We start from the raw sequence: 20529 nt of genomic DNA on the forward strand, positions 1-20529 counted from the left end.
GGGTATCGGTCATGAGGGGGTGAAGGGGTCGGTGGTCAGCAGGAAATTCTGGTGGCGTGGGGGAGGGACGAAGCCGGGCGGTACGGCGAGAGGAGCGTGCGGAGCGAGGTGGTGGACGTGGTGGTAGCCGAACTCGGCGGCCGTGGAACGCAGCCGTTCCAAAGCGGGCCGGTCGAGGCACTCGGCGATCACGACGGGGCGGTGGGCGGCGAGAATCCGGGACATGCCGCGCAGCACTTCCGGTTCGAAGCCTTCCACATCGATCTTCACCAGGTCGACGGGCCGGTCACCGACCGCGAGGTCCGCCGTGGTCACTTCCACGTCGACGGCGTTGCGCCCGGGGGCGTCGGCTCCCTCGCGCAGGGTTGCCGTGGTGAGACGCTCGGGCACGGTGAGACGTGCCCGGCCCGGCGCCTGCGAGAGTGCCTTGGCGACGACGTGCACCCTGGGCCCGAAATGGTTGACGTCGAGGTTGCGGCGCAGCATCCGTACCGCGACCGGGTTGGGCTCGACCGCGACGGCGTGCAGCCGCGGATTGGCCTGACATGCCAGCAGGGTGTAGAGGCCGGCGTAGGCTCCGGCGTCCAGGAAAACGCGCGCGGTGCGGGCGAGGCGGTAGAAGAGCGGATGGGTGGCCTCCTCCCACAGCCGCAGATCCGTCCAGACCACCGGCCCGGCGAGTACGTCGTCCGGGCCGCAGTAGTAGCGGAATGTGCTGCCGTCGGGTGCGTGCAGCTGCCAGACGCCGGTGGGGCGCAGATGCTGCCAGACGGTGAGCGGCACCTGGCCACGTACGGTTCCGGCCCGTACTGCCCGCTGAAAGGTTCGCGATCGCATCAGCAGGTCACGGGCACCGCGCAGCACCGGCCTGACATGGCTCACCCGCGGGACCGCGGTGGTGGTGATCATCGCTCAGGCTCCCGTCAGGGAACGCTCGGAGGCCGCAATGGGAACCGCGGCCAGTTCGGCGTCGACCATGATCCGGGCGAGTTCGGGAGCGTGCACGGTGGCCCGCCAGCCCAGTTCGCCTTCGGCCTTCGAGGCGTCCCCGACCAGGTCGGGGACCTCGGAAGGGCGCAGATAACGCTCGTCGAAGCGGATGTGCCTCTCCCAGTCGAGGCCCGCGTGCTCGAAGCAGAAGCTCAGGAAGTCGCGCACGCTGTAGCTGGTGCCGGTGGCGACCACGTAGTCACCGGCCTCGTCCTGCTGGAGCATGCGCCACATCGCGTCGACGTACTCTGGCGCGTAGCCCCAGTCCCGGCGGGCCTCCAGGTTGCCAAGGTGGAGGACGTCCTGCTCGCCGCGGGCGATGCGGGCCGCAGCGCAGGCGATCTTGCGGGTCACGAAGGTCTCACCGCGGCGCGGGGACTCGTGGTTGAAGAGGATTCCGTTGACGGCGTGAACGCCGTACGCCTCACGGTAGTTCCGGGTGATCCAGTACGCGTACACCTTGGCGGCCGCATACGGCGAGCGCGGATGGAAGGGCGACGACTCCGACTGCGGGGGCGCGGTCGTCCCGAACATCTCGGAACTGGAGGCCTGGTAGAAGCGGCATGGCAGCCCGGTCATCCGGATGGCTTCAAGGAGACGGGTGGTGCCCAGGCCCGTGGTGGTTCCGGTGAACTCGGGCTCGTCGAAGGAGACCCGGACGTGCGACTGGGCGGCCAGGTGGTAGACCTCGTCGGGCTTGATGCCCTCCAGTAGGGCAGCGATACGGGAGCCGTCTGCCAGATCTCCGTAGTGCAGCCGGAGGCGGGCGTCGGGCTCGTGCGGGTCCTGGTAGAGGTGGTCGATCCGCTGGGTGGTGAAGGTGGAGGAGCGGCGGATGAGGCCGTGCACCAGATAGCCCTTGGAGAGCAGGAGCTCGGCTAGATACGAGCCGTCCTGGCCGGTGATGCCGGTGATGAGTGCGGTTTTGTCAGACATGGCGACTCCTCAAGGCTGGGGGGACGACAAGCGCCGCGCGGTTGTTCGCAGGCCACCGACAGACCGAGGATCACGGCCTGTTCGGGGGAGAGGGAGTACGTGATCATGTAGACCAACTGGCTGCAGATGAGCAACCGGAGCATCAGTTTGTGCTCGCTGTCCGCTCCTGCTGCGCGCCATGCCGTGGCATACACCAGGAGGAGTAGTGCAACACCGAGGAGGCCGAGACGCATCAGGACCTCGAGATAGTAGTTGTGGGGTGAAACAGCGACGAATGCTCCGTTGATCACACGGTCGTACCCGGAACCGAAGGGCAGACCCAGTAGCCAGTCCGGCACCTCTGCGAGCTGCGGCAGCAGAGCGTGCCACCCCTCCATCCGCCATACCAGCGTCCGATCATCTTCGCTGGAGGCGGCGAGACTTGAGGTGACCTCGTCGGCGGTTCCCCAGGAAACGGCCCCCAAGTAGAGCATGCTGAGGGAGCCCAGAACGCCCAGAGCCGCAGTACGGGATCCAGTCTGCCGGTGGCGAGACAGCAACCAGCCCGTGATCATGACGCCGGTGGCCAGCCAGACGGTGCGGTGCTGGGCCAGAATGACGACCACCAGGAGCAGCCAAGCCAGCGCTCTCCCTCGCACAGAGCGGCGACCACACAGCAGTATCGTGGCCGCCTGGCCGATAATCATTGCTTCGGCAGCGCTTACCGGCCGGGTGCCGGTGAGTGCTCCGTCGACCATGATCCGGTCAGAGTTGGAGCCGATACCGACGTTCAACCACCCCACCACGGCAAGGCAGGACAGAGCACAGGCGGCCAGCACCCAGATAAGGGTGAACGCGCGCGCCAGGTTCCGACCGGGGGAGAGGACGGCGACGAAAAGTGTCACACAAAAGAGCTGGATGAAATGGATTCGCGCTTCATTGCCGGCCGCCTGGAGGCCGAAGAGTCCGGCCCCGCGGATCAGCGCGTAGGCGGTCAGACCCAACAGGGCGAGGAGCAGGGCCGGGGCCCGGCGCCCGCGATTCCTTGTGAGCATGATGAGGGCAGCGACCAGCAGACACACGGCCAGCACATCGGTGGGCAACAGAACCAGACCCGCGCCCGGGACTGGCTGATGCATGTTCTGCCGCGTCTGCCAGAGCTGGACGGCGATATACAGGCCGATTGCCCAAACGGGCCAGCGGACGAAGCTCGCGACGAGCGCCGCGCAGACGATGAGCGCGGCGCAGCCGAGCAGCAGTGTCGTGGGATCGAGCAGCAAGGGGTCATCCCCCCGCGGGAAAGCGACGGACAGAGCATCGCACCGCGGTCTTCACATAGGGCGAGAACATCAGCAGCGGAGCCCTCGGCCAACAGTGCCGCAGGCAGTAGACCCACCATTGACGGGGCGGAAGTTCGCGCTGCGAGGTGATCCGGCGCAGCGCCTCACGCACGCCGATGCCCGGTTCTCGGGACCCGGTGTGCGGAGGGTTGTGGTCGCAGATGCCGACGTGGCAGGGCGTCACATAGGCGGCGATGCCGGCCCGGCGGACGCGGAATCCGTGATCGTAGTCGCCCATGCCGTGCTGGAAGACCTCGTCGATGTCGCCGACCCGTTCGCACACCGTCCTGGGCAACAGCACCACGTTGCCGTTGTACGTGTCGCAGGGCTCGGGTCGACCGGTGGGCTCGACCAGTGCGAGCGCACGGCCGCGGCGCCCCGAGTAGGTGGTGCGGTCCTCGGCCGAGGCACGTACGGCGCCGACCACGACCTTGCCGGGGCCGACCGCGTGTGCGGTGTCCAGCAGTACGGCGAGGGCATCTTCCTCCAGCGTCACATCGTCGTTGAGCCAAAGCTGGTAGTCCCAGGGCGGTTCGCCGGATCGCCGACTGGTGCGGCTTGCGATCCGCATGCCGTGGCTCCAGTAGACGTCGGTGCCGACCGTGGTGACCTCCACCTCGGGGTGGGCCGCACGGACGGCCTCGGGTGTGCCGTCGGTGCTGCCGGCGTCGACCAGGTAGGTGCGTACGGTGGTGTCCTCCGGCAGCTCGCGTTGTCCGGCTAGCGCGGCGAGCGCGGACAAGGTTTTGGCGCGGCGATTGTGACTGGTCATCAGCACCGCGATGCGGACTGGTGGCACGTGAAACTCCTCAACTGGCAGACCTCATCATCCGGATGCATTGCCCATAAAGACTCAGTCAGACCGGTCTCTGATCGGAACTGCCACTTCAGATTTGCCGCCCTACCGACGATTCCCATGCCGGGCTGCTCAGGTTTTTGCGGCGGCCTGGCGCTCGGTATTTGTCACACCGGTTCACACGATTTCGTCCATTGGTCGATTACCGGAGGAAGGCGGGATCACAATACCTCGAGGTGTCCCCCGCGGCAGCGGTTGCGGGTGTCGAAAATGTACGCCCCGGCCCGCTCGACGAGCGTATAGTCGAAATCGTCGTGGTCGGTTGCCACGACGACCACGTCGGCCGCCCGGACCTCTGCTTCGGTCAGTTCCACACAGGTGATGTCCGTGGGACGGAGATGGGAGTCGGTGTGCGGCTCCACCGCAACGACACGGGCACCAAGATTCTGCAGTGACCGGGCGAGTGCGATGGACGGTGACTCGCGGATGTCGCCGGTGTTCTTCTTGTAGGCCAGGCCCAGTTGCAGGATCCGGGAGCCATTGACCGACTTGCCGCGTTCGTTCAGGCCGCGGCTGATCCGCGAGACGACGTGATCCGGCATATGATCGTTGATGTCGTTCGCCAGCGCGATGAACCGGACGTTCCGCCTGAGCAGCCGCTTGACCTGCCACGACAAGTAGGACGGGTCCACCGGCAGGCAGTGCCCGCCGACACCTGGGCCGGGCCTGAACGACATGAAGCCGAACGGCTTCGTGTCGGCGGCCTCGATGGCTTCCCAGATGTCGGCCCCCAGCCCCCTGGCGAACGTCGCCATCTCGTTGACCAGGGCGATGTTGACGTGACGGAACGTGTTCTCCAACAACTTGGTCAGCTCTGCGGTACGGCAGGAGGACACTGGCACGGTGCGCTCGACGATGCGTGCGTAGAAGCGCTCGATGTCGTGCAGCGACGCCGGGTCGATCCCCGAGATCACTTTCGGGGTGTTCTCCAGCTGCCACTGGGGGTTCCCTGGATCGATACGCTCGGGGCTGTACCCGAGGTGGAAATCCACGCCGGCCTTCAGCCCGCTGCCTTCCTCCAAAAGCGGCTGCAGCAGACTCTCCGTGGTGCCGGGATATGTGGTCGACTCCAGAACCACAGTGGCGCCACTGGTGATATGAGGGGCGATGCTCCGGGCAGCGCATTCCACGAAATTCAGATCCGGCACGCCCTCGCGCAGCGGCGTCGGCACGGTGATCGCGCAGACGTCGAAGTCGGAGATCGCGTCGTAGTCGGTGGTCACCTCGTAGCGGCCACTGTCCAGAGCGCTGATTAGACGCGCATTGCCGATTCCCTCGATGTACGAGTCGCCGGAGGCCAGACGCTTGACCCGCAATTCGTCCGTGTCCACTCCGACGACGCAGAAGTCCGCTTCCACCGCGCGCATGGCCAACGGGAGACCCACGTATCCCTGACCGACGACGATCAACTTGCGCTGAGCCCGGATTGGGGGTTGACCCATACTTACCACCCCGTATCCTCAGAATGGATCATCACGATCCCAATGTCGCATGCCCGGTCACTCCGATTTCCTCCTCGCCACGTGTGTCTGCCGGGGATCACTCTGATTCAGTAATCGGCGCATAACGGCACGGTTACGATGGGTGGATACGCGCCCGATGGTGGGCGCGTAACCGAACGACGGCAGCTCCGAGGTCTTAGCGTCCCGGGGTATGACACCGAAGCTGCGCGATCTGACAGCCCGCGGCCGAGTTCTGCTGGCGACGACCGCCAACCAGGCCCTGCTCGGACCGGTTTCGGGGGGAATTCCGCGGGAGTACGTGCGCTCCATTGCTGAGCGCATCTACCAGCCCAGGATCGCCAGACATGTGAGCGAGTCCGTGACCAGGACCGAAGCCACGGTCGAGCGTTACGACTTCCCCGCCGACTTCCCACCGCAGTTCCGCCGGTCCAAGGCGTTCGACGAACGCCATGCGCACCGGCTCCACGATGTGCTGGTCAGCCCGCACAGCGGCCTCGTCTGGCTGCCCGGTGGTCCGGTCCTGGAAGAGAGCTACGGCTCCCTCATCCGATCGCTCGGCTGGGGCGACATCCGCCACGAACCGCTGCTTCCGGTCAGACGACTCACCGGTCGTCCCGTCGTCGCCTTCGCGCCGACGGGCTACTACCACTGGCTGCTCGAGGTGCTCCCCGCCGCGGTCTTCGCTCTCAGTGTCGAGCCCGAGGCGCTGCTCCTGATGCCGGAGAACGTGCCGGCGTATGTACTGGCAGCTGCCGAGCACCTGGTCGGGCCTGCCAGGATCCTCCGCCTTGACGACATCGCGCACGTCGACACGTGCCTCCTCGCCGCCGTCGAGCCCATGTCCGGCTTCGTCCAGCGTGCCGAGATCGACCGACTGCGTACAGCCTTCCCCACGGACCCCACCGACGCCAAAGCCATCTACGTGAGCCGCTTGAAGGACCACAAGCGAGCATTGTCGAACGAGGCGGAGGTCGAGTGCGCGATGCGGGAGGCGGGCGTCACCGTGGTGTACGCCCAGGACTTGTCCTTCGAGCGGCAGCGCGCACTGTTCGCCGGCGCCCGTACGGTCATTGCTCCGCACGGCGCCGGTCTGGCCAACCTGGTGTGGGCTCAGCGGGCCGAGCGTGTGATCGAGGTGTTCCCTCCTGCCTGGTTCAACGACTGCTATGCCCGCTTGAGCCGCAACCTCGGCATCGACTACGACTACGTCGTGGCGTCGCCCACCGAAGAAGGAAGGTGCGTCGCACCACTGGATCGGCTCGACGCGCTTCTGAACGAGGGTGCGACCGCCGGGTGCTGAGCTGCGCGCAACGGTGGGGTGCCGGAGTGCGGCACGGGAGTGAACTCGGCCACCCCCGCGCAACAACACACCTCGTAGGCGGGCTATGCGCAATATGCCCTCATTATGCTGCCGTCCGTGCCCTCCAAAGCCATCTTGTCCAGCACACGTGACCTCTTCATCCGCGTACCGGGCTGCCAGCAGGCTCTCCGCGCCGCGGCCCTGCGCGGTGTGGTGCCCCGCGCGGTGTGGGGGCGCCTGCATCCCACGGGGGAGTGGAGCCTATGGGCCCCCGACGGGCGCAGCTTCCGCTACGTCAGCAGCGACGCGGACATCCTGGCCCGGAGCCTGATCTGGACCAACATGCGGCACTGGGAGGAGACCACCCACCCGCTCGTCTACCAACTCGCCCGAAATGCCCGCCGGTTCGTCGACATCGGGGCGTTCTCCGGGATTTACACCCTCCTCGCCTGCCGGGCCAACCCGCACCTGGAGGCAGTGGCCATTGAACCCAACCCGGTCGCCACCCGCATGCTGAACCGCAACGTCTGGGCCAACCGGTTCGAAAACCGCGTCACCATCATCGACAAGGCACTCTCGGACACGCCGGGGCGCACCCGGCTGCGGATCCCCGCCGACACGACCGCGGCCTCGCTCCTGGACCGGCGGGCCGCCCGGAGCGTCGTCGACGTGGAGGTCACGACGGGGGACGAGGTGCTCGACGGGCTTGCGGTTGACCTCATCAAGATTGACGTGGAGGGGCTCGAACCGCAGGTGCTGCGCGGCATGGAGAAGAGTATCCGCGCCCACCACCCGGCCATCATCGCGGAGTGCCTGGACAAGGCAGCGCTGAGCAAGCTTCGGGAGACCGCTTTCGACCTGGGCTACCGTCACATTCAGCATCTCGGCAGCAGGGGACCGGCACCCGTGACGGCGGACCTCGTCCCACCGGGCCGCTATGCGAACTTCCTCATCACCCGGGACTCAGTGGCCGCAAGACGTTCGGGAGGCACTTCCTGACACGGTTGTAATGCCCGTGGCTTCCGCGCGGCCAACTACTTAGCCAGTCCGGCGAAAACGTTCGAACCATACGCTGGAATCGGGGAGGTGGAACCGCATGAATGCGAGCACACGAGGTCGAATCGCTTGGTCGGCACGTCCCCTGGCGGGGAGAGATCGCATGGGTCCACCACGACCGGCGTGATACCGGACTCCGCCTGCTGGGCAATACGCGGGTCAAGATCCGCTGTCACGGCGTCACAGGCTGGGCGGGTGCGCTGGCCCGGGCGGATGGAGCGCCACCGAGATCGAGCCCGCGCAGGTCGGACAGATGGGGAACGCAAAGGAACAGTTCGTCCCAACGCTTGGGGCGAGCCGAGTGAGCGAGGGGGCCCCGCCTTGGGGCGGTCGCCGATTCTTGTCTCCAACATACTGGTTCCTCGCTGGCCGCGTACCGCGGCGCTTTTTGCAGGCCTCGTTTCCTCGAAACCGGAGTCCGTATCCTGCGAAGCTCTCAGAGCGGGCATCCGCCCCGAAACGCGGCGGCTCGGGCGCTTGGTAAGGATACGCAAACTGTCTTCGGGTGCCGCACCGTGACGGTGTGTCGCGTTCACTCGATGTGGAGCGGTTCCGCCTGGATCACAATGCGGAAGTGAAGAAGGAAGGCGAAACTCATGGCTGATTCTACGAATACCGGTGTCACGCTCCCGACCGCCGCTGCCTACGGGGTGAATGCCTTTGTCGCGGCATCAGACGGGAAGGTGTACCGCCCCCTGGACCGTTCGGCGCGCGTGTTCGTGGCCGGGAGCCGAGGGCTGGTCGGTTCGGCGGTGCGGAGGAAGCTGGCTCGGAAGGGGTTCACCGATGTGGTCGCGCCCGGCTCGGCGGAGCTGGACCTGAGGGAACGTCGGGCGGTGTTCGACTGGTTCGCGGCCAGGCGCCCGGACGTGGTGGTGCTGGCCGCTGCGCGGGTGGGCGGGATCAAGGCGAACGCCACCCGGCCCGCCGAGTTCCTCTCCGACAACCTGCGCATCCAGGTGAACACGCTGGACGCGGCTCTGGAGCACGGGGTGGAGCGGCTGCTGTTCCTGGGGTCCAGTTGCATCTACCCGAAGTTCGCCGAGCAGCCGATCCGCGAGGAGGCGCTGCTGACGGGGCCTTTGGAACCGACCAACGACGCCTACGCCATCGCCAAGATCGCTGGCATTCTGCAGGTGCAGGCGGTACGGCGCCAGTACGGCCTGCCCTGGATCTCCGCCATGCCGACCAACCTGTACGGGCCGGGCGACAACTTCCACCCCGAGCACTCTCATGTGCTGCCGTCCCTGATCCGGCGCTTCCACGAGGCGAAGAAGTCGGGTGCGCGACGGGTGGTGAACTGGGGCAGCGGCACACCCCGTCGGGAGTTCCTCCATACGGACGATCTGGCACGGGCGTGTCTGCATCTGATCGAGCACTACGACGCCGACGGCCCGGTCAACGTCGGCACCGGCACGGACCTGACCGTCCGGGAGCTGGCGGAGCTCGTCGCGGACGTCGCAGGGTACCGGGGGAGCGTCGAGTGGGACACGAAGCAGCCGGATGGTACTCCGCGCAAGCTCCTCGACGTATCCCGGCTCACCATGCTCGGCTGGGCTCCTCGTATCGGCCTGCGGGAAGGGATCGCCCGGACGTACGCCTGGTACGTGGAAAACCTCGAGTCCGGGACGCTGCGGCGCTGACTGACTCCACGGCGGCTGGGGGCGGGGGCCGCGGGCGAATCGCCCCGCGGTGCCATCAGTGGATGGGCGCCCACCCTCCCGCCGCCTGGGTTTCGACCGCCTTCCCGGCGGGGCTTGCTTCAGGCGGGTGGGACGGCAGCGGCCGACAGCGGGTGCCCCGACGACGACGTGAGGTCATGCGTCGGGGGTTCCGCTGTCGGCCGCGGGTATGGCCAAGGCTCAGCAACTGCCCGATGGAGCGGGGTGGTCAGTTGTGCTTCCGCCGCCGGACGGCCATCATCGTGCCGGCCCCGAGCGCCAGCAGCGCCGCGGTTCCGCCCACCATGACGAGCGAGCGGTCCTCACCGGTGTCGGCGAGGTGAGGCTTGTTCGGGCGTACGGTGATCTTGGCTGAGAGTTTCAGCTTCGATTCCTTGCCCTTGAGAAGGAAGGTGTGCCGGCCTGGGTCGGTCCACTTGGGGATGGTGACGGTCCCCTGCACCGTGCCGTTGCTGTCGGCGGTGAAGCGGCCCAGCTTGATCGGTTTCGAGAGTAGTAGTGCGGCCACACCCTCGTTCGGATCGAACCCGGTTCCCGTGAAGCTGAGCTCGTCTCCTGCGTCTACGGTGGTGGCGCTGAGAGTGAGGCTCGGCGAGTCGGGTGGATACGGCTGGGCGTGGGCAGCTTGCGCCCCTGCGACTGGGACTGCGGCCAGGACAGCAGCGGCTGCCGTGGCCGCGAAGGCGGCACGACACTTCGATGAGGCCGTCATCGCATTCACGCTCCTCAAATGGAATCGGGCGACGGCATGGTCCGGCCCGCGAGTACGGTATGTGCATGGATAGCACTGGATAGCGCTCGCTAAGCATTTTCGGGGGATAAGGATCCCTATGGCGTATGCAGTTCACCGGACCGGCCGCCAGTCCCCCGGACGCAGGAGGCAAAGACGCCTGATATGTGCCATTAGGTTGATCGTCCCGTGGTGACCGCTTTGGTCGGCGACGCCCGGTCGACCGAGGCTCGGCCATGGCTGGTGGAGAGTGGCGAGCACGTCGATCCGACACGTGTTGCCCGTTCAGAGGCGCTGGCGTACTGCGGACCGGACCCGGCCGACGTGGCGCCTTTCCTGATGGAACCGGTGTCAATGAATACTGACATCGCGCCGCACGTCCTCGTCTCCTCTGCTTCCCCTCCTGGAGGGTGCGTGTCCCCGTTCCGCGTACTTGTGGTGTGCACCGGCAACATCTATCGCTCCCCGCTTGCCGAGTGCCTGCTCAGGCACCGACTGGTCGAGCATCGGCAAGTGATCCATTTGGGCAGTGCCGGCACCCGGGCCGTCACGGGTGTGCCAATGGCGGCTGCTGTCGCCTCCTTCCTTCTCGGACGTGGCGTGCGGCCCTGCGGGGTGGGCTCCCGCCGGCTGACCAAGGAGATGGTCGAAAGTGCGGACCTGGTGTTGGGCGCTGCGACAGAGCATCGTGAGGCCGCTGTGCGGCTGTCCCCTGTGCGTGCATTGCCCCGTGCATTCACCTTCCGTGAGTTTGCCCGGTTGGTGCGTGCAGAGGACGCCGCAGGCGTGGTGGATCCGGCCGCGCGGTTTGTGGCCCTCGTCCAAGGCGCGGCCGCTCGCCGTGGTGCCGTGTCGACACGTATGGGTGACGTCGACGTAAACGACCCTCTCGGCGCACCTCCACCACGAGTACACGAGTGCCTGATTCAGATCGAGGAGATCGTGGAGCGGATCGCCGCACCCATGCAGACCGGATAGCGTCCGGCCTCGTCAACTCCTGTCCGGACCGGGTGCGGGTTCTTGACGCGCTCATGGCGTGACAGTTTCCTGGAAAGGGTGCGGCACATATGGGAGCGGTCCCATCCGTGTTCCGGGGCCGCGCCTCCGCCCCCGAGAGGAAGCAGCCATGTTCCGCACTCTGCGAAGAGCGCTGTGCGTCGCCGCGGCGCTCATGTTGCCCCTGGCCGGTACGCAGTCGTCGGCATTCGCCGACGTCGACGCGCAGGCGGGTGACGGCTACTGGCACACCAGTGGCCGGCAGATCCAGGACGCAGCCGGACAGCCCGTCCGTATCGCCGGCGTCAACTGGTTCGGCTTCGAGACCGCCAACCACGTCGTCCACGGACTGTGGGCCCGCGACTACAAGAGCATGATCGACCAGATGAAGTCGCTGGGCTACAACGCCATCCGGATGCCCTACAGTGACGACATCCTCAAGCCCGGCACCATGCCGGACAGTATCAGTCACGACGGCAAGAACACGGACCTGCGCGGGCTGACATCCCTCCAGGTCCTGGACAGGATCGTCGCCTACGCGGGCCAGTCCGGCCTGAAGATCATCCTGGACCGGCACCGGCCGGACGCGGCGGGCCAGTCGGCGCTCTGGTACACGGCGTCGGTCCCCGAGTCGACGTGGATCACCAACCTCAAGGCCCTGGCGACGCGTTACAAGGGCAACTCCACCGTGGTCGGCATCGACCTGCACAACGAGCCCCACGACCCGGCCTGCTGGGGCTGCGGCGACACCTCCCGCGACTGGCGCCTGGCCGCCCAGCGCGCGGGCAACGTGGTGCTCTCGGTCAATCCCGAGCTGCTGATCATGGTCGAGGGCGTGCAGTCGTACAACGGCACGAACGGCTGGTGGGGCGGCAACCTGATGGGCGTGGCCCAGCATCCGGTCCAGCTGGACGTCCCGAACCGGCTGGTCTACTCGGCGCACGACTACGCGACGTCGGTGGCCCAGCAGTCCTGGTTCTCCGACCCGTCCTTCCCGGCCAACATGCCCGGGATCTGGGACAAGTACTGGGGCTACATCTTCAAGCAGAACATCGCCCCGGTGTGGCTCGGCGAGTTCGGTACGACGCTCCAGCCCTCGGTGGACCAGAAGTGGCTGGCCGAGCTGGTGAAGTACCTGCGCTCGACGTCGGTGAACGGCGCCGACAGCTTCCACTGGACGTTTTGGTCCTGGAACCCCAACTCCGGTGACACGGGCGGCATCCTGAAGGACGACTGGCAGACGGTCGACACGGTGAAGGACGGGTATCTGGCGTCCGTCAAGGCCCCGGGCTTCGACCCCGGTCCCGGCCCCGGCCCGGGCGGTCCCGGCGACCCCGGGGGCGGCAAAGCCGCTTGCTCCGCCGCGTACACGGTCAGCAGCGACTGGGGCGGCGGCTTCAACGCCGAGGTGAAGGTGACCAACACGGGCACGCTGCCGCTGAAGTCCTGGAAGGTGATGTGGACGTGGAGCGGCTCGCAGAAGGTCATGAGCATGTGGAACGCGTCGCACACCCAGAACGGGGCGACCGTCACCGCGGTCAATGCGGCGCACAACGGGAGCGTGCCCGTGGGAGGTTCGGCGGGCTTCGGCCTGGGCGGTGCGCCCGGGGGCGGAGGTGCGACGGGTGTGAGCTGCACCGCGACGTGATCGCGGGGGTGAGTGGGGCGCCCGGTGCCGGCCGGGCGTGCCCATGCCGGTCGGCGTGTCTGGATTGCCGGAACTCCCCTTTTCTGAGGGGTGTATGAGAGCAGACTATGACTCGATTCGGTCAAGTCTTGGTCGAATCCGTACGTGTGGCGCGCTCTTCCGAAACGATGCGGCACGGCCCGTGTCACTCACGGGCCCGACCCCCCTCACCGTTGCGAGAGAACTCCATGAGAAGAAGCGCAGCCGTACTGTGCGGCGTCACAGTCGTCCTGGCCGGGACGCTCGCCGCCGCCCCCGCCAACGCCGGCGCGGCACGCTCCGCGAACACCGCCGCCCTGACGACCGCCGCCGCGAAGATCACATGGAAGAAGTGCGGTACGGACGACGCCCCGACGCTCCAGTGCGGGTCGTTGAAGGTGCCGCTCGACTACGCGAAGCCGCAGGGCAAGCAGATCACGCTGGCGCTGTCCCGCGTGCCGCACACCGCGCCGAAGTCCCAGGGCCCGCTGCTCGTCAACCCGGGCGGCCCCGGTGGCAGCGGTCTGTCGCTGGCCCCGTTCGTCGCGTCGTCCCTGCCCAAGAGGGTCGCGGCCCAGTACGACGTGATCGGCTTCGACCCGCGCGGAGTGGGCGAGAGCCAGCCCGCACTGGACTGCAAGCCGGGCTACTTCGACCCAGTCCGCCCCGACTCCGTACCCAGCACACCGGCCCTCGAGAAGGCCAACCTCGCGCGCGCCAAGTCCTTCGCCCAGGCCTGCGGCGCGAAGTACAAGGACGTCCTGCCCTACATCGACACGGTCAGCGCCGTGAAGGACATGGACTCGATCCGCAAGGCCCTCGGCGCACGGAAGATCAACTACTTCGGCTACTCGTACGGCACCTACCTGGGTGCGGTCTACGCCAAGCTGTTCCCCGAGCGGGTGCGGCGCCTGGTGCTGGACTCGATCGTCGACCCGACCGGCGTCTGGTACGACGACAACATCCAGCAGGACTACGCCTTCGACAAGCGTCACAAGGCGCTCATGGCATGGATAGCCAAGTACGACTCCACGTACAAGCTCGGCACGAACCCGAAGAAGGTCGAGGCCAAGTGGTACGCCATGCGGGCGGCCCTGGCCAAGAAGTCGGCCGGCGGCAAGGTGGGCGCCTCCGAGTTGGAGGACATCTTCATACCCGGCGGGTACAACAACGGCTACTGGCCCACGCTCGCCAAGACGTTCGCGGCCTACGTCAACGACCACGACACCGCCGCGCTGGTCAAGGCCTACGACAACATCGCGGCGATCGACGCCTCCGGCGACAACGGCTACAGCGTCTACACCTCGGTGCAGTGCCGTGACGCGTCCTGGCCGCGCGACTGGAAGCAGTGGCGCAAGGACAACTGGGCGGTGTACGAGAAGGCCCCGTTCATGGCCTGGAACAACGCCTGGTACAACGCACCGTGCGCGTTCTGGCCGACGAAGACGCTGAAGCCGGTGAACGTCGCCAACAGCAAGCTCCCGCCGGTGCTGCTGTTCCAGGCGACGGACGACGCGGCCACCCCCTACCAGGGCGGCGTCACCATGCACCGGCTGCTGAAGGGCTCCAGCCTGGTGGTGGAGCAGGGCGGCGGCAACCACGGCATCACACTGAGCGGCAACGCCTGCCTGGACAAGCACCTCGCCACGTACCTGACCAACGGCAAGGTCCCGCACGGCAACGGCGTGGCCGACGCGGTGTGCAAGAAGACGCCCGACCCGAAGCCGCAGCCGGCGACGCAGAAGGCGCCGAGCACGCTGCAGCCCGCCGTCGCGGCGGTCGGTGACGGCCTGCGGGGAATCCTGGGGTTCGGTCGGTGAGTTCGGCCGACTGAGCAGCGGCTGACCTGACGGGAGAGGCGCCCGGGGCTTCCCGGGCGCCTCTTGCGCGCGCGTGGGCCCGGGCGGCGGCGGGCGCTTCGCGCGATGCGCGTGCTCCGCGTGTCGGGCGCTGGGCACATGGAGCTCCATACGCCCAGCAGGCCGATCAGTCGGCGCCCGGTCTCCAGCTCCTGGCCCGGGCGACCACTCCCTGGCCTCCCGCGAGGCCGACGCAGACCGCCAGCAGCGTGCTCCCCACCACCGTCACCGCGGTGAGCTCGGGAGCCCAGCGGGCCCCGCCCGTGGTCACCATCGGATATCCGAGGACGGCGGACACGACGGCGCCCGCGACACCGGCCACGCCGATCGGGACGGACAGGTACCACAGTGCGGTGGACCGGAACACGCGGGTGTCTCCCGCCAGGACGCCGACGGGAGCGAGCCGGCTTCCGAAGACCTGGAACTCCGCCAAGGCGCTGAAGGCGGCGGCGAGTACGGCCATGAGCATGCCCCCCAGCCCGAGCAGGGTCACCCAGTCCGCGATGGTCTCGTCCAGCAGTGCGCCGCCCAGCTGCGCGCCGGCAAGGACGTTGACCAGGGGCGCCGTACCCAGATGGCGGTAGGCCGCTTCCCGGACCGTGCCGGCGGCCGATGCGTCACCCGGGTCGGAGATCACGACGAGTCTGACCTCTGCGACACCCCCGCGTTTCCCCGCTGTGGGTATGTCGCCCGTGGCGACGCGCAGTTCCGGTGTCCCGGTCTCCCAGAGTCCCAGCTCGCTCAGCCGACGATCGCCGGCGCGGAGGACGGTGGACCGAGCGGGCGGACAGGGCCTTTGAACGGCCTTCCAGCTCGCGCAGGGACCCGTGAGTACGGCCGGCTCCTGCCGGTCCTGGAGCAGAGCGAACACGGCGCGTTCCGGTCCCATGTCCTCTTGGAACGCCTTGATGTGCGAGGTCGGCTGGACACGGCTTCTGACGACCAGGACGCTGTTCCCCAGCGCATCGAACGTCTGCCTGGCCTCCGTGGCCGCCACCGTCGTCCGGCTCACCCACAGCTGCACCTGACTGACCAACCCCAGGCCCACCACGACCGCCACGACCAGACGCGCGACGACTCCCGGATGCGCGTGCAGCCAACGGCCGGCGATGAGCCCGCCCGGATACCGCTTCGTCAGGGAACGGTCGGCCAGCCGTCGCCCGAGGGCCGTCATCGCCCAGGCGATCAGCGCAGGCAGGGTCGCCAGTGTCAGAGCGATGCCGATCGCGTACTGCACGATGCTGACGCGGTAGTCCGGAGCGAGCGGCCCGAGATCGACCGGCATGGCCATCACGAGGCCGAGCGCGCACAGCAGCGCGTAACGCCGCTTCACCCGGCCCTCGGTCAGCGTGCGTGGGGATCGGCCGTCTCCCCTCCTCCGGTGCAGCAGCACCGAGGCGAGCAGCACTGCGGCAGCCGCACCGCCCGCGCCGAGGAGGACGGCCGGCAGCCAGTCACGAACGGCCGCCGCCGAGAGCGTGTAGTCGGTGAGCGGGATGGCGACGTCGGTGTACGCCGCCACCAGCAGCGGCACCGTGCCGATCGAGGCGCCTGCCACCACCGGCCCCAGTGCTTCGCCCACGCAGACGAGGGCCCGGTGCCGCCACGTCCCGCCCAGCGCGTCGAGCAATGCCGTACGACGGTCACGTGCGGCCGAACCGCAGCGCAGGGCCACCACGGTCAGGACCGCGGCCGGAAGGCCCAGAAAGCCGAGCACAGCCGCCATGAACGCATCGGCGTCGACCACGCTGATCGAGTCGCCGAACGGCGTGGGATCGGGGTCGCCGAAGCCGGAGATCTCCATCGTCTCGTCCCACTCGGGGGACTTGCCGGCCATCGGTCTGACGTAGGCCAACCGCTCCGAGGGGGACGTGAGACCTTCGGCGGAGATCCTCCCCGCGTCCCGTCCGTAGCGCTCGGAAACCCCCTCTCGCTGCCCTGCCGCCGCAAGCGCCGGAGAGAGAACGGCCTCCCCCGGCCGTGGCCACGCGGACAGGCCGGGGGGCGGCGAGGCGCCGGGAGTCAGCGGCTCGACGAAGATGACACTGTGCTGGAGTCCGCCGACCGTGTCACCACTCTCCCGCCAGTGGGCGACGGCACGTTCTCCCGGGAACTTGCCGGTGAACCGGGGCGCTCTCGCCTGGGCGTGGCTCTGCTCGGCACTGTCTGCCGCCATGGTGATGACCACGGTGCCGACGGCACAGCAGAGGAACGCGGTGGCCAGTATGAGCGCGAGACTCCGCAGCCGGTGTCCCGGACCGCCCTTGGAGGCCCGCAGGCCCATGGTCGTCAGCTGCCGCGTCAGGCCGCGCCCGCTCAGCCGCCCCACGCCTGAACCCCCATGCTGATCCGGCCGTCCGCGATCCGGGCGACGCGCTCGGCGCCGGCTGCCACGTCCTGATCATGCGTGACGAGCAGAAGCCCGCAGCCCCAGCGGGAGGGCAGCGCGTACAGCAGCCGGCTGACGCGGTCGCGGTTTTCGTCGTCGAGGGCGCCGGTGGGTTCGTCGGCGAGAATCAAGGACGGCCTGTTGACCAGTGCCCGGGCGATCGCCACCCGCTGGCGCTCCCCACCGGACAGCGATCCCGTCGTCACCGAGGTGTCCAAGATGCCGAGGTCGTGCAGGAGTTCTTCGGCAGCGCTCCGTCCGCGGGAGCTTCGGACGCCGCCCAGCATGGCGGCGAGCATCACGTTCTCCAGTGCCGTCAGCTCGGGGAGCAGTTCACCGAACTGGAAGACCATGCCGATATGGCGTGACCGGTGTCGTGCCCTCGCGCCGGCCCGCAGGGACATGGCGTTCTCACCCGCCACCTCGATGGTTCCGCTGTCCGGGCTGATGAGCCCCAGGACGCACGAGAGCAGCGAGCTCTTCCCGCTGCCACTGGGCCCCATCAACGCGACGGACTCGCCCTGCGCGACAGTGAGATCTACGCCGCTGAGCAGCACACGGTCGCCCAGTTCGAGCCGGACGTCACGCAGGTGGAGGACGGGATTGCGCACCAGGGGTCCCTTGCGAGGAAGGCAGTGGTTGAACACGAGAACGCGCCCGTCGCCTCGACGGCGACGGGCGCACAGCAGACGGCCTCAGATCCGGTATGCCCAGGAGCCGCAGGCATCCGGCTTGGCGAACTGCTGCTCACAGACTCGGACCTTGTTGAGGACCGCACCCGCGCCGCTCTTCACGCAGTTGTCCGGGCCGGCGCCGTTCTTGTCCCAGAGGTGACTCGAACTGTTGTCGTAGACGCGGAAGTACTCGCCCTCCACCGCGTTCGTGTCGGCCTCCATGTCACAGGCCTTGAGACGGCGATCACTTTCGAAGCCCTTGGCGTTGTCGTCGCCCTGCCAGGCTTCGATGTAGGCGAACGCCGGAGCGCTGCCGAAGCTCAGCCCGATGGCGAGAGCGGCGCCGGCCACCGTGGCGGCGAGGCGCCCAGCTCTGCCTGCTATTCGACTCTTCATTCCGTTCCGTCCCTCCCCCGGAGGATCGTTCCTCCAGGACTTCACCTGTACTGCGGCCCCAGACCCCCGGCCCAGAGCCAAAGGATCATGACAGGCTCTCCACAGGTTGTCCACTTGATACGTTGACAACGTCCCTGCCCCGCCCGCGACTTGGAGCGACCGGCGGCTACTCGGGGCATTTCGACACACGCTGGGGGCGACTTGCTGAACGACATGGTGGCCGTCCCGGCGGGGCCCGTGACGCTGTCCGACCGGCGGACCGAGCGCCGTTGGGCGGTCGAGGTCGAGGCGTTCCGTTTGTCGGCGTTCCCGGTCACCCAGGCCTGGTACGCCGAGGTCACCGGCGAGCGTCCGGGCACGGCCCGCGGTGAGCTGCTGCCCGTCGAGGGCGTGTCCTGGTGGGACGCGGTCCGGTTTTGCAACGCCCTGTCCCGGCGCGAGGGCCTGACCCCGGCGTACGAGGTGCGGCCCGGCGGCGGGGCCGCCGACCGGGACACCACCGCCGACGGATACCGGCTGCCGACCGAGGCCGAATGGGAACACGCGTGCCGGGCCGGCAGCACCGGCCCCCGCTACGGCCCGCTCGACGAGATCGCCTGGTACCGCGGCAACTCCGGCGACCGCATCCACCCCGTGGGCGGCAAGCAGCCCAACGCCTGGGGCCTGTACGACATGCTGGGCAACACCTGGGACTGGTGCTGGGACCTCTACGACGCCGAGGTCTACGGCACGTACCGGGTGCTGCGCGGCGGTGGCTGGTCCGACGAGCACTGGAGCTGCCGCGCCTCGGTGCGCCGCCGCAGCCATCCGACGTTCCGGATCGACGACGTGGGGTTCCGGGTGGCGCGTTCGACGCCGGCCGCCCGCGGCCCGGGGCCGGCCTGACCACGGGAGAGGGCGCCCCGCACGAGCGGGACGCCCTCGACACTCACCCGCGCGGGAAGGTCAGAGCTTCTCGATCACGTAGTCGACGCACTTGGTGAGCGCCTCGACGTCCGCCGGGTCGATCGCCGGGAACATCGCGACGCGCAGCTGGTTGCGGCCGAGCTTGCGGTAGGGCTCGGTGTCGACGATGCCGTTGGCGCGCAGCACCTTGGCGACGGCGGCGGCGTCGACCTCGTCCGTGAAGTCGATCGTGCCGATGACCTGCGAGCGCTTGGCCGGGTCGGTGACGAACGGGTTGGCGTACTTGATGTCCTCGGCCCAGCCGTACAGCGTGCGGGCGGAGGTGGCGGTGCGCCGGACCGACCAGTCCAGGCCGCCCTGGCCGTTGATCCACTCCAGCTGCTGGTTCAGCAGGAAGAGGGTGGCCAGGGCCGGGGTGTTGTACGTCTGGTTCTTGCGGGAGTTGTCGATCGCCGTCGGCAGCGAGAAGAACTCCGGGACGTGGCGGCCGGAGGCGTGGATCCGCTCGGCGCGCTCGATCGCGGCCGGGGAGAAGACGCCGATCCACAGGCCGCCGTCGGAGGCGAAGGACTTCTGGGGGGCGAAGTAGTAGACGTCCGTCTCGGCGATGTCGACGGGGAGGCCGCCCGCGCCGGAGGTGGCGTCCACCAGGACCAGGGAGCCCTCGTCGGCGCCCGCCACCCGCTTGATCGGCATGGCGACACCGGTCGAGGTCTCGTTGTGGGTGAACGCGTAGACGTCCACGCCCGCCTCGGCGACAGCGTCGGGGTGCGTGCCCGGGTCGGCGGAGATGACGTCCGGCTCGGCCAGCCAGGGCGCGAGCTTCGCGGCCTTGGCGAACTTGGAGGAGAACTCGCCGAAGCTGAGGTGCTGCGACTTGTTCTCGATCAGGCCGTGCGTCGCGACGTCCCAGAACGCGGTGGAGCCGCCGTTGCCGAGGATCACCTCGTAGCCGTCGGGGAGCTGGAACAGCTCGCTGATGCCTTCGCGTACCTTGCCGACCAGGTTCTTGACGGGAGCCTGGCGGTGGGAGGTGCCCATGAGAGAGGTGCCGGTCGCGGCGAGGGCGTCCAGCGCCTCCGTCCGCACCTTGGAGGGACCCGCGCCGAAACGTCCGTCGGCGGGCTTGATGTCAGCAGGAATCTGGATCTCAGCCACGCAGGGGAGCGTAGCCGTTTCCAGAAACGTGGGCGAAACGTCGTCCGTCGGGTGAGACGGAGTTTGGACCGATCAGTGGGTCGGCGGGCCGGGCCAGACGGCCGAGTCGTCGTCGCGATGCGGGTCCGGCATCCGGAGGGGGCGGGTGGCGAC

Annotated in this window: 17 protein-coding genes; 7 read left to right on the top strand and 10 right to left on the bottom strand. The window is 68.1% G+C overall.

The window, feature by feature from the left end; genetic code table 11:
• Nucleotides 1-9: 9 nt before the first annotated feature.
• From C1J00_RS05235 to C1J00_RS05255, 5 genes are all read right to left on the bottom strand, one after another.
• On the bottom strand, nucleotides 10-909 hold the full coding sequence (locus C1J00_RS05235) for an FkbM family methyltransferase (protein WP_102907845.1): 900 nt from the start codon (nucleotides 907-909) through the stop codon (nucleotides 10-12).
• Nucleotides 910-912: 3 nt separating this feature from the next.
• Nucleotides 913-1926 carry a GDP-mannose 4,6-dehydratase gene (gmd, locus tag C1J00_RS05240; RefSeq protein WP_102907846.1) on the bottom strand — a complete coding sequence of 338 codons (1014 nt, stop codon included), beginning with the start codon at nucleotides 1924-1926 and terminating at the stop codon, nucleotides 913-915.
• Nucleotides 1869-3185 (bottom strand): O-antigen ligase family protein, encoded by a 1317-nt coding sequence (locus C1J00_RS05245; RefSeq protein WP_102907847.1) that lies wholly within the window; start codon nucleotides 3183-3185, stop codon nucleotides 1869-1871. Before C1J00_RS05245 ends, gmd begins: the two co-directional genes overlap by 58 nt.
• Nucleotides 3186-3189: 4 nt before the next feature.
• On the bottom strand, nucleotides 3190-4017 hold the full coding sequence (locus C1J00_RS05250) for a glycosyltransferase family 2 protein (RefSeq protein WP_439333385.1): 828 nt from the start codon (nucleotides 4015-4017) through the stop codon (nucleotides 3190-3192).
• Nucleotides 4018-4262: 245 nt separating this feature from the next.
• The gene (locus tag C1J00_RS05255; RefSeq protein ID WP_102907849.1) at nucleotides 4263-5543 is read right to left on the bottom strand and encodes a nucleotide sugar dehydrogenase; all 1281 of its coding nucleotides are present in this window, start codon (nucleotides 5541-5543) and stop codon (nucleotides 4263-4265) included.
• A gap of 211 nt (nucleotides 5544-5754) precedes the next feature.
• Between C1J00_RS05255 and C1J00_RS05260 the strand changes: the two genes are divergently transcribed.
• From C1J00_RS05260 to C1J00_RS05270, 3 genes are all read left to right on the top strand, one after another.
• Nucleotides 5755-6864: a glycosyltransferase family 61 protein gene (locus C1J00_RS05260; protein WP_102907850.1), complete on the top strand. Its 1110-nt coding sequence runs from the start codon at nucleotides 5755-5757 to the stop codon at nucleotides 6862-6864.
• A 135-nt stretch (nucleotides 6865-6999) separates the two neighbouring features.
• On the top strand, nucleotides 7000-7863 hold the full coding sequence (locus tag C1J00_RS05265) for an FkbM family methyltransferase (RefSeq protein WP_180989419.1): 864 nt from the start codon (nucleotides 7000-7002) through the stop codon (nucleotides 7861-7863).
• 707 nt (nucleotides 7864-8570) lie between these two features.
• Entirely contained in the window at nucleotides 8571-9563 is a 993-nt protein-coding gene (locus C1J00_RS05270) for a GDP-L-fucose synthase family protein (RefSeq protein ID WP_102907862.1), read from the top strand.
• Nucleotides 9564-9810: 247 nt separating this feature from the next.
• Here C1J00_RS05270 and C1J00_RS05275 read toward each other — a convergent pair whose 3' ends face one another.
• Nucleotides 9811-10110, bottom strand: coding sequence for an LPXTG cell wall anchor domain-containing protein (locus C1J00_RS05275; protein WP_102907852.1), 300 nt, complete (start codon nucleotides 10108-10110; stop codon nucleotides 9811-9813).
• Nucleotides 10111-10524: 414 nt separating this feature from the next.
• Here C1J00_RS05275 and C1J00_RS05280 point away from each other — a divergent pair, with 414 nt between their 5' ends.
• The 3 genes from C1J00_RS05280 (at nucleotide 10525) to C1J00_RS05290 (ending at nucleotide 14814) form a co-directional block, all read left to right on the top strand.
• Nucleotides 10525-11310: an arsenate reductase/protein-tyrosine-phosphatase family protein gene (locus C1J00_RS05280; protein ID WP_245936214.1), complete on the top strand. Its 786-nt coding sequence runs from the start codon at nucleotides 10525-10527 to the stop codon at nucleotides 11308-11310.
• 148 nt (nucleotides 11311-11458) lie between these two features.
• Nucleotides 11459-12976 carry a cellulase family glycosylhydrolase gene (locus C1J00_RS05285; protein WP_102907853.1) on the top strand — a complete coding sequence of 506 codons (1518 nt, stop codon included), beginning with the start codon at nucleotides 11459-11461 and terminating at the stop codon, nucleotides 12974-12976.
• A gap of 227 nt (nucleotides 12977-13203) precedes the next feature.
• Nucleotides 13204-14814, top strand: a complete 1611-nt coding sequence (locus C1J00_RS05290; RefSeq protein WP_102907854.1) for an alpha/beta hydrolase — start codon at nucleotides 13204-13206, stop codon at nucleotides 14812-14814.
• Nucleotides 14815-14980: 166 nt separating this feature from the next.
• Here C1J00_RS05290 and C1J00_RS05295 read toward each other — a convergent pair whose 3' ends face one another.
• The 3 genes from C1J00_RS05295 to C1J00_RS05305 form a co-directional block, all read right to left on the bottom strand.
• Nucleotides 14981-17182 carry a hypothetical protein gene (locus tag C1J00_RS05295; protein WP_102907855.1) on the bottom strand — a complete coding sequence of 734 codons (2202 nt, stop codon included), beginning with the start codon at nucleotides 17180-17182 and terminating at the stop codon, nucleotides 14981-14983.
• Nucleotides 17170-17853: an ABC transporter ATP-binding protein gene (locus C1J00_RS05300; protein WP_245936215.1), complete on the bottom strand. Its 684-nt coding sequence runs from the start codon at nucleotides 17851-17853 to the stop codon at nucleotides 17170-17172. The genes C1J00_RS05295 and C1J00_RS05300 overlap by 13 nt, the downstream gene beginning before the upstream one ends.
• Nucleotides 17854-17937: 84 nt before the next feature.
• Nucleotides 17938-18312 (bottom strand): hypothetical protein, encoded by a 375-nt coding sequence (locus C1J00_RS05305; RefSeq protein WP_146046137.1) that lies wholly within the window; start codon nucleotides 18310-18312, stop codon nucleotides 17938-17940.
• Between the two features lie 213 nt (nucleotides 18313-18525).
• Here C1J00_RS05305 and C1J00_RS05310 point away from each other — a divergent pair, with 213 nt between their 5' ends.
• A complete protein-coding gene (locus C1J00_RS05310; RefSeq protein ID WP_102907857.1) occupies nucleotides 18526-19197 on the top strand; it encodes a formylglycine-generating enzyme family protein in 672 nt (223 codons plus the stop codon).
• 60 nt (nucleotides 19198-19257) lie between these two features.
• Here C1J00_RS05310 and serC read toward each other — a convergent pair whose 3' ends face one another.
• Complete coding sequence (serC, locus tag C1J00_RS05315; RefSeq protein WP_102907858.1) at nucleotides 19258-20376, bottom strand: phosphoserine transaminase; 1119 nt, start codon at nucleotides 20374-20376, stop codon at nucleotides 19258-19260.
• Nucleotides 20377-20529 lie beyond the last annotated feature (153 nt).

This window comes from Streptomyces cahuitamycinicus (assembly GCF_002891435.1).
GTDB lineage: Bacteria > Actinomycetota > Actinomycetes > Streptomycetales > Streptomycetaceae > Streptomyces > Streptomyces cahuitamycinicus.

Bases quoted from the DNA above. Each gene is read 5' to 3' on its own strand.
- C1J00_RS05235 (WP_102907845.1), bottom strand. From the start codon at position 909: ATGATCACCACCACCGCGGTCCCGCGGGTGAGCCATGTCAGGCCGGTG.
- gmd (WP_102907846.1), bottom strand. From the start codon at position 1,926: ATGTCTGACAAAACCGCACTCATCACCGGCATCACCGGCCAGGACGGC.
- C1J00_RS05250 (WP_439333385.1), bottom strand. From the start codon at position 4,017: ATGACCAGTCACAATCGCCGCGCCAAAACCTTGTCCGCGCTCGCCGCG.
- C1J00_RS05255 (WP_102907849.1), bottom strand. From the start codon at position 5,543: ATGGGTCAACCCCCAATCCGGGCTCAGCGCAAGTTGATCGTCGTCGGT.
- C1J00_RS05260 (WP_102907850.1), top strand. From the start codon at position 5,755: ATGACACCGAAGCTGCGCGATCTGACAGCCCGCGGCCGAGTTCTGCTG.
- C1J00_RS05285 (WP_102907853.1), top strand. From the start codon at position 11,459: ATGTTCCGCACTCTGCGAAGAGCGCTGTGCGTCGCCGCGGCGCTCATG.
- C1J00_RS05290 (WP_102907854.1), top strand. From the start codon at position 13,204: ATGAGAAGAAGCGCAGCCGTACTGTGCGGCGTCACAGTCGTCCTGGCC.
- C1J00_RS05305 (WP_146046137.1), bottom strand. From the start codon at position 18,312: ATGAAGAGTCGAATAGCAGGCAGAGCTGGGCGCCTCGCCGCCACGGTG.
- C1J00_RS05310 (WP_102907857.1), top strand. From the start codon at position 18,526: ATGGTGGCCGTCCCGGCGGGGCCCGTGACGCTGTCCGACCGGCGGACC.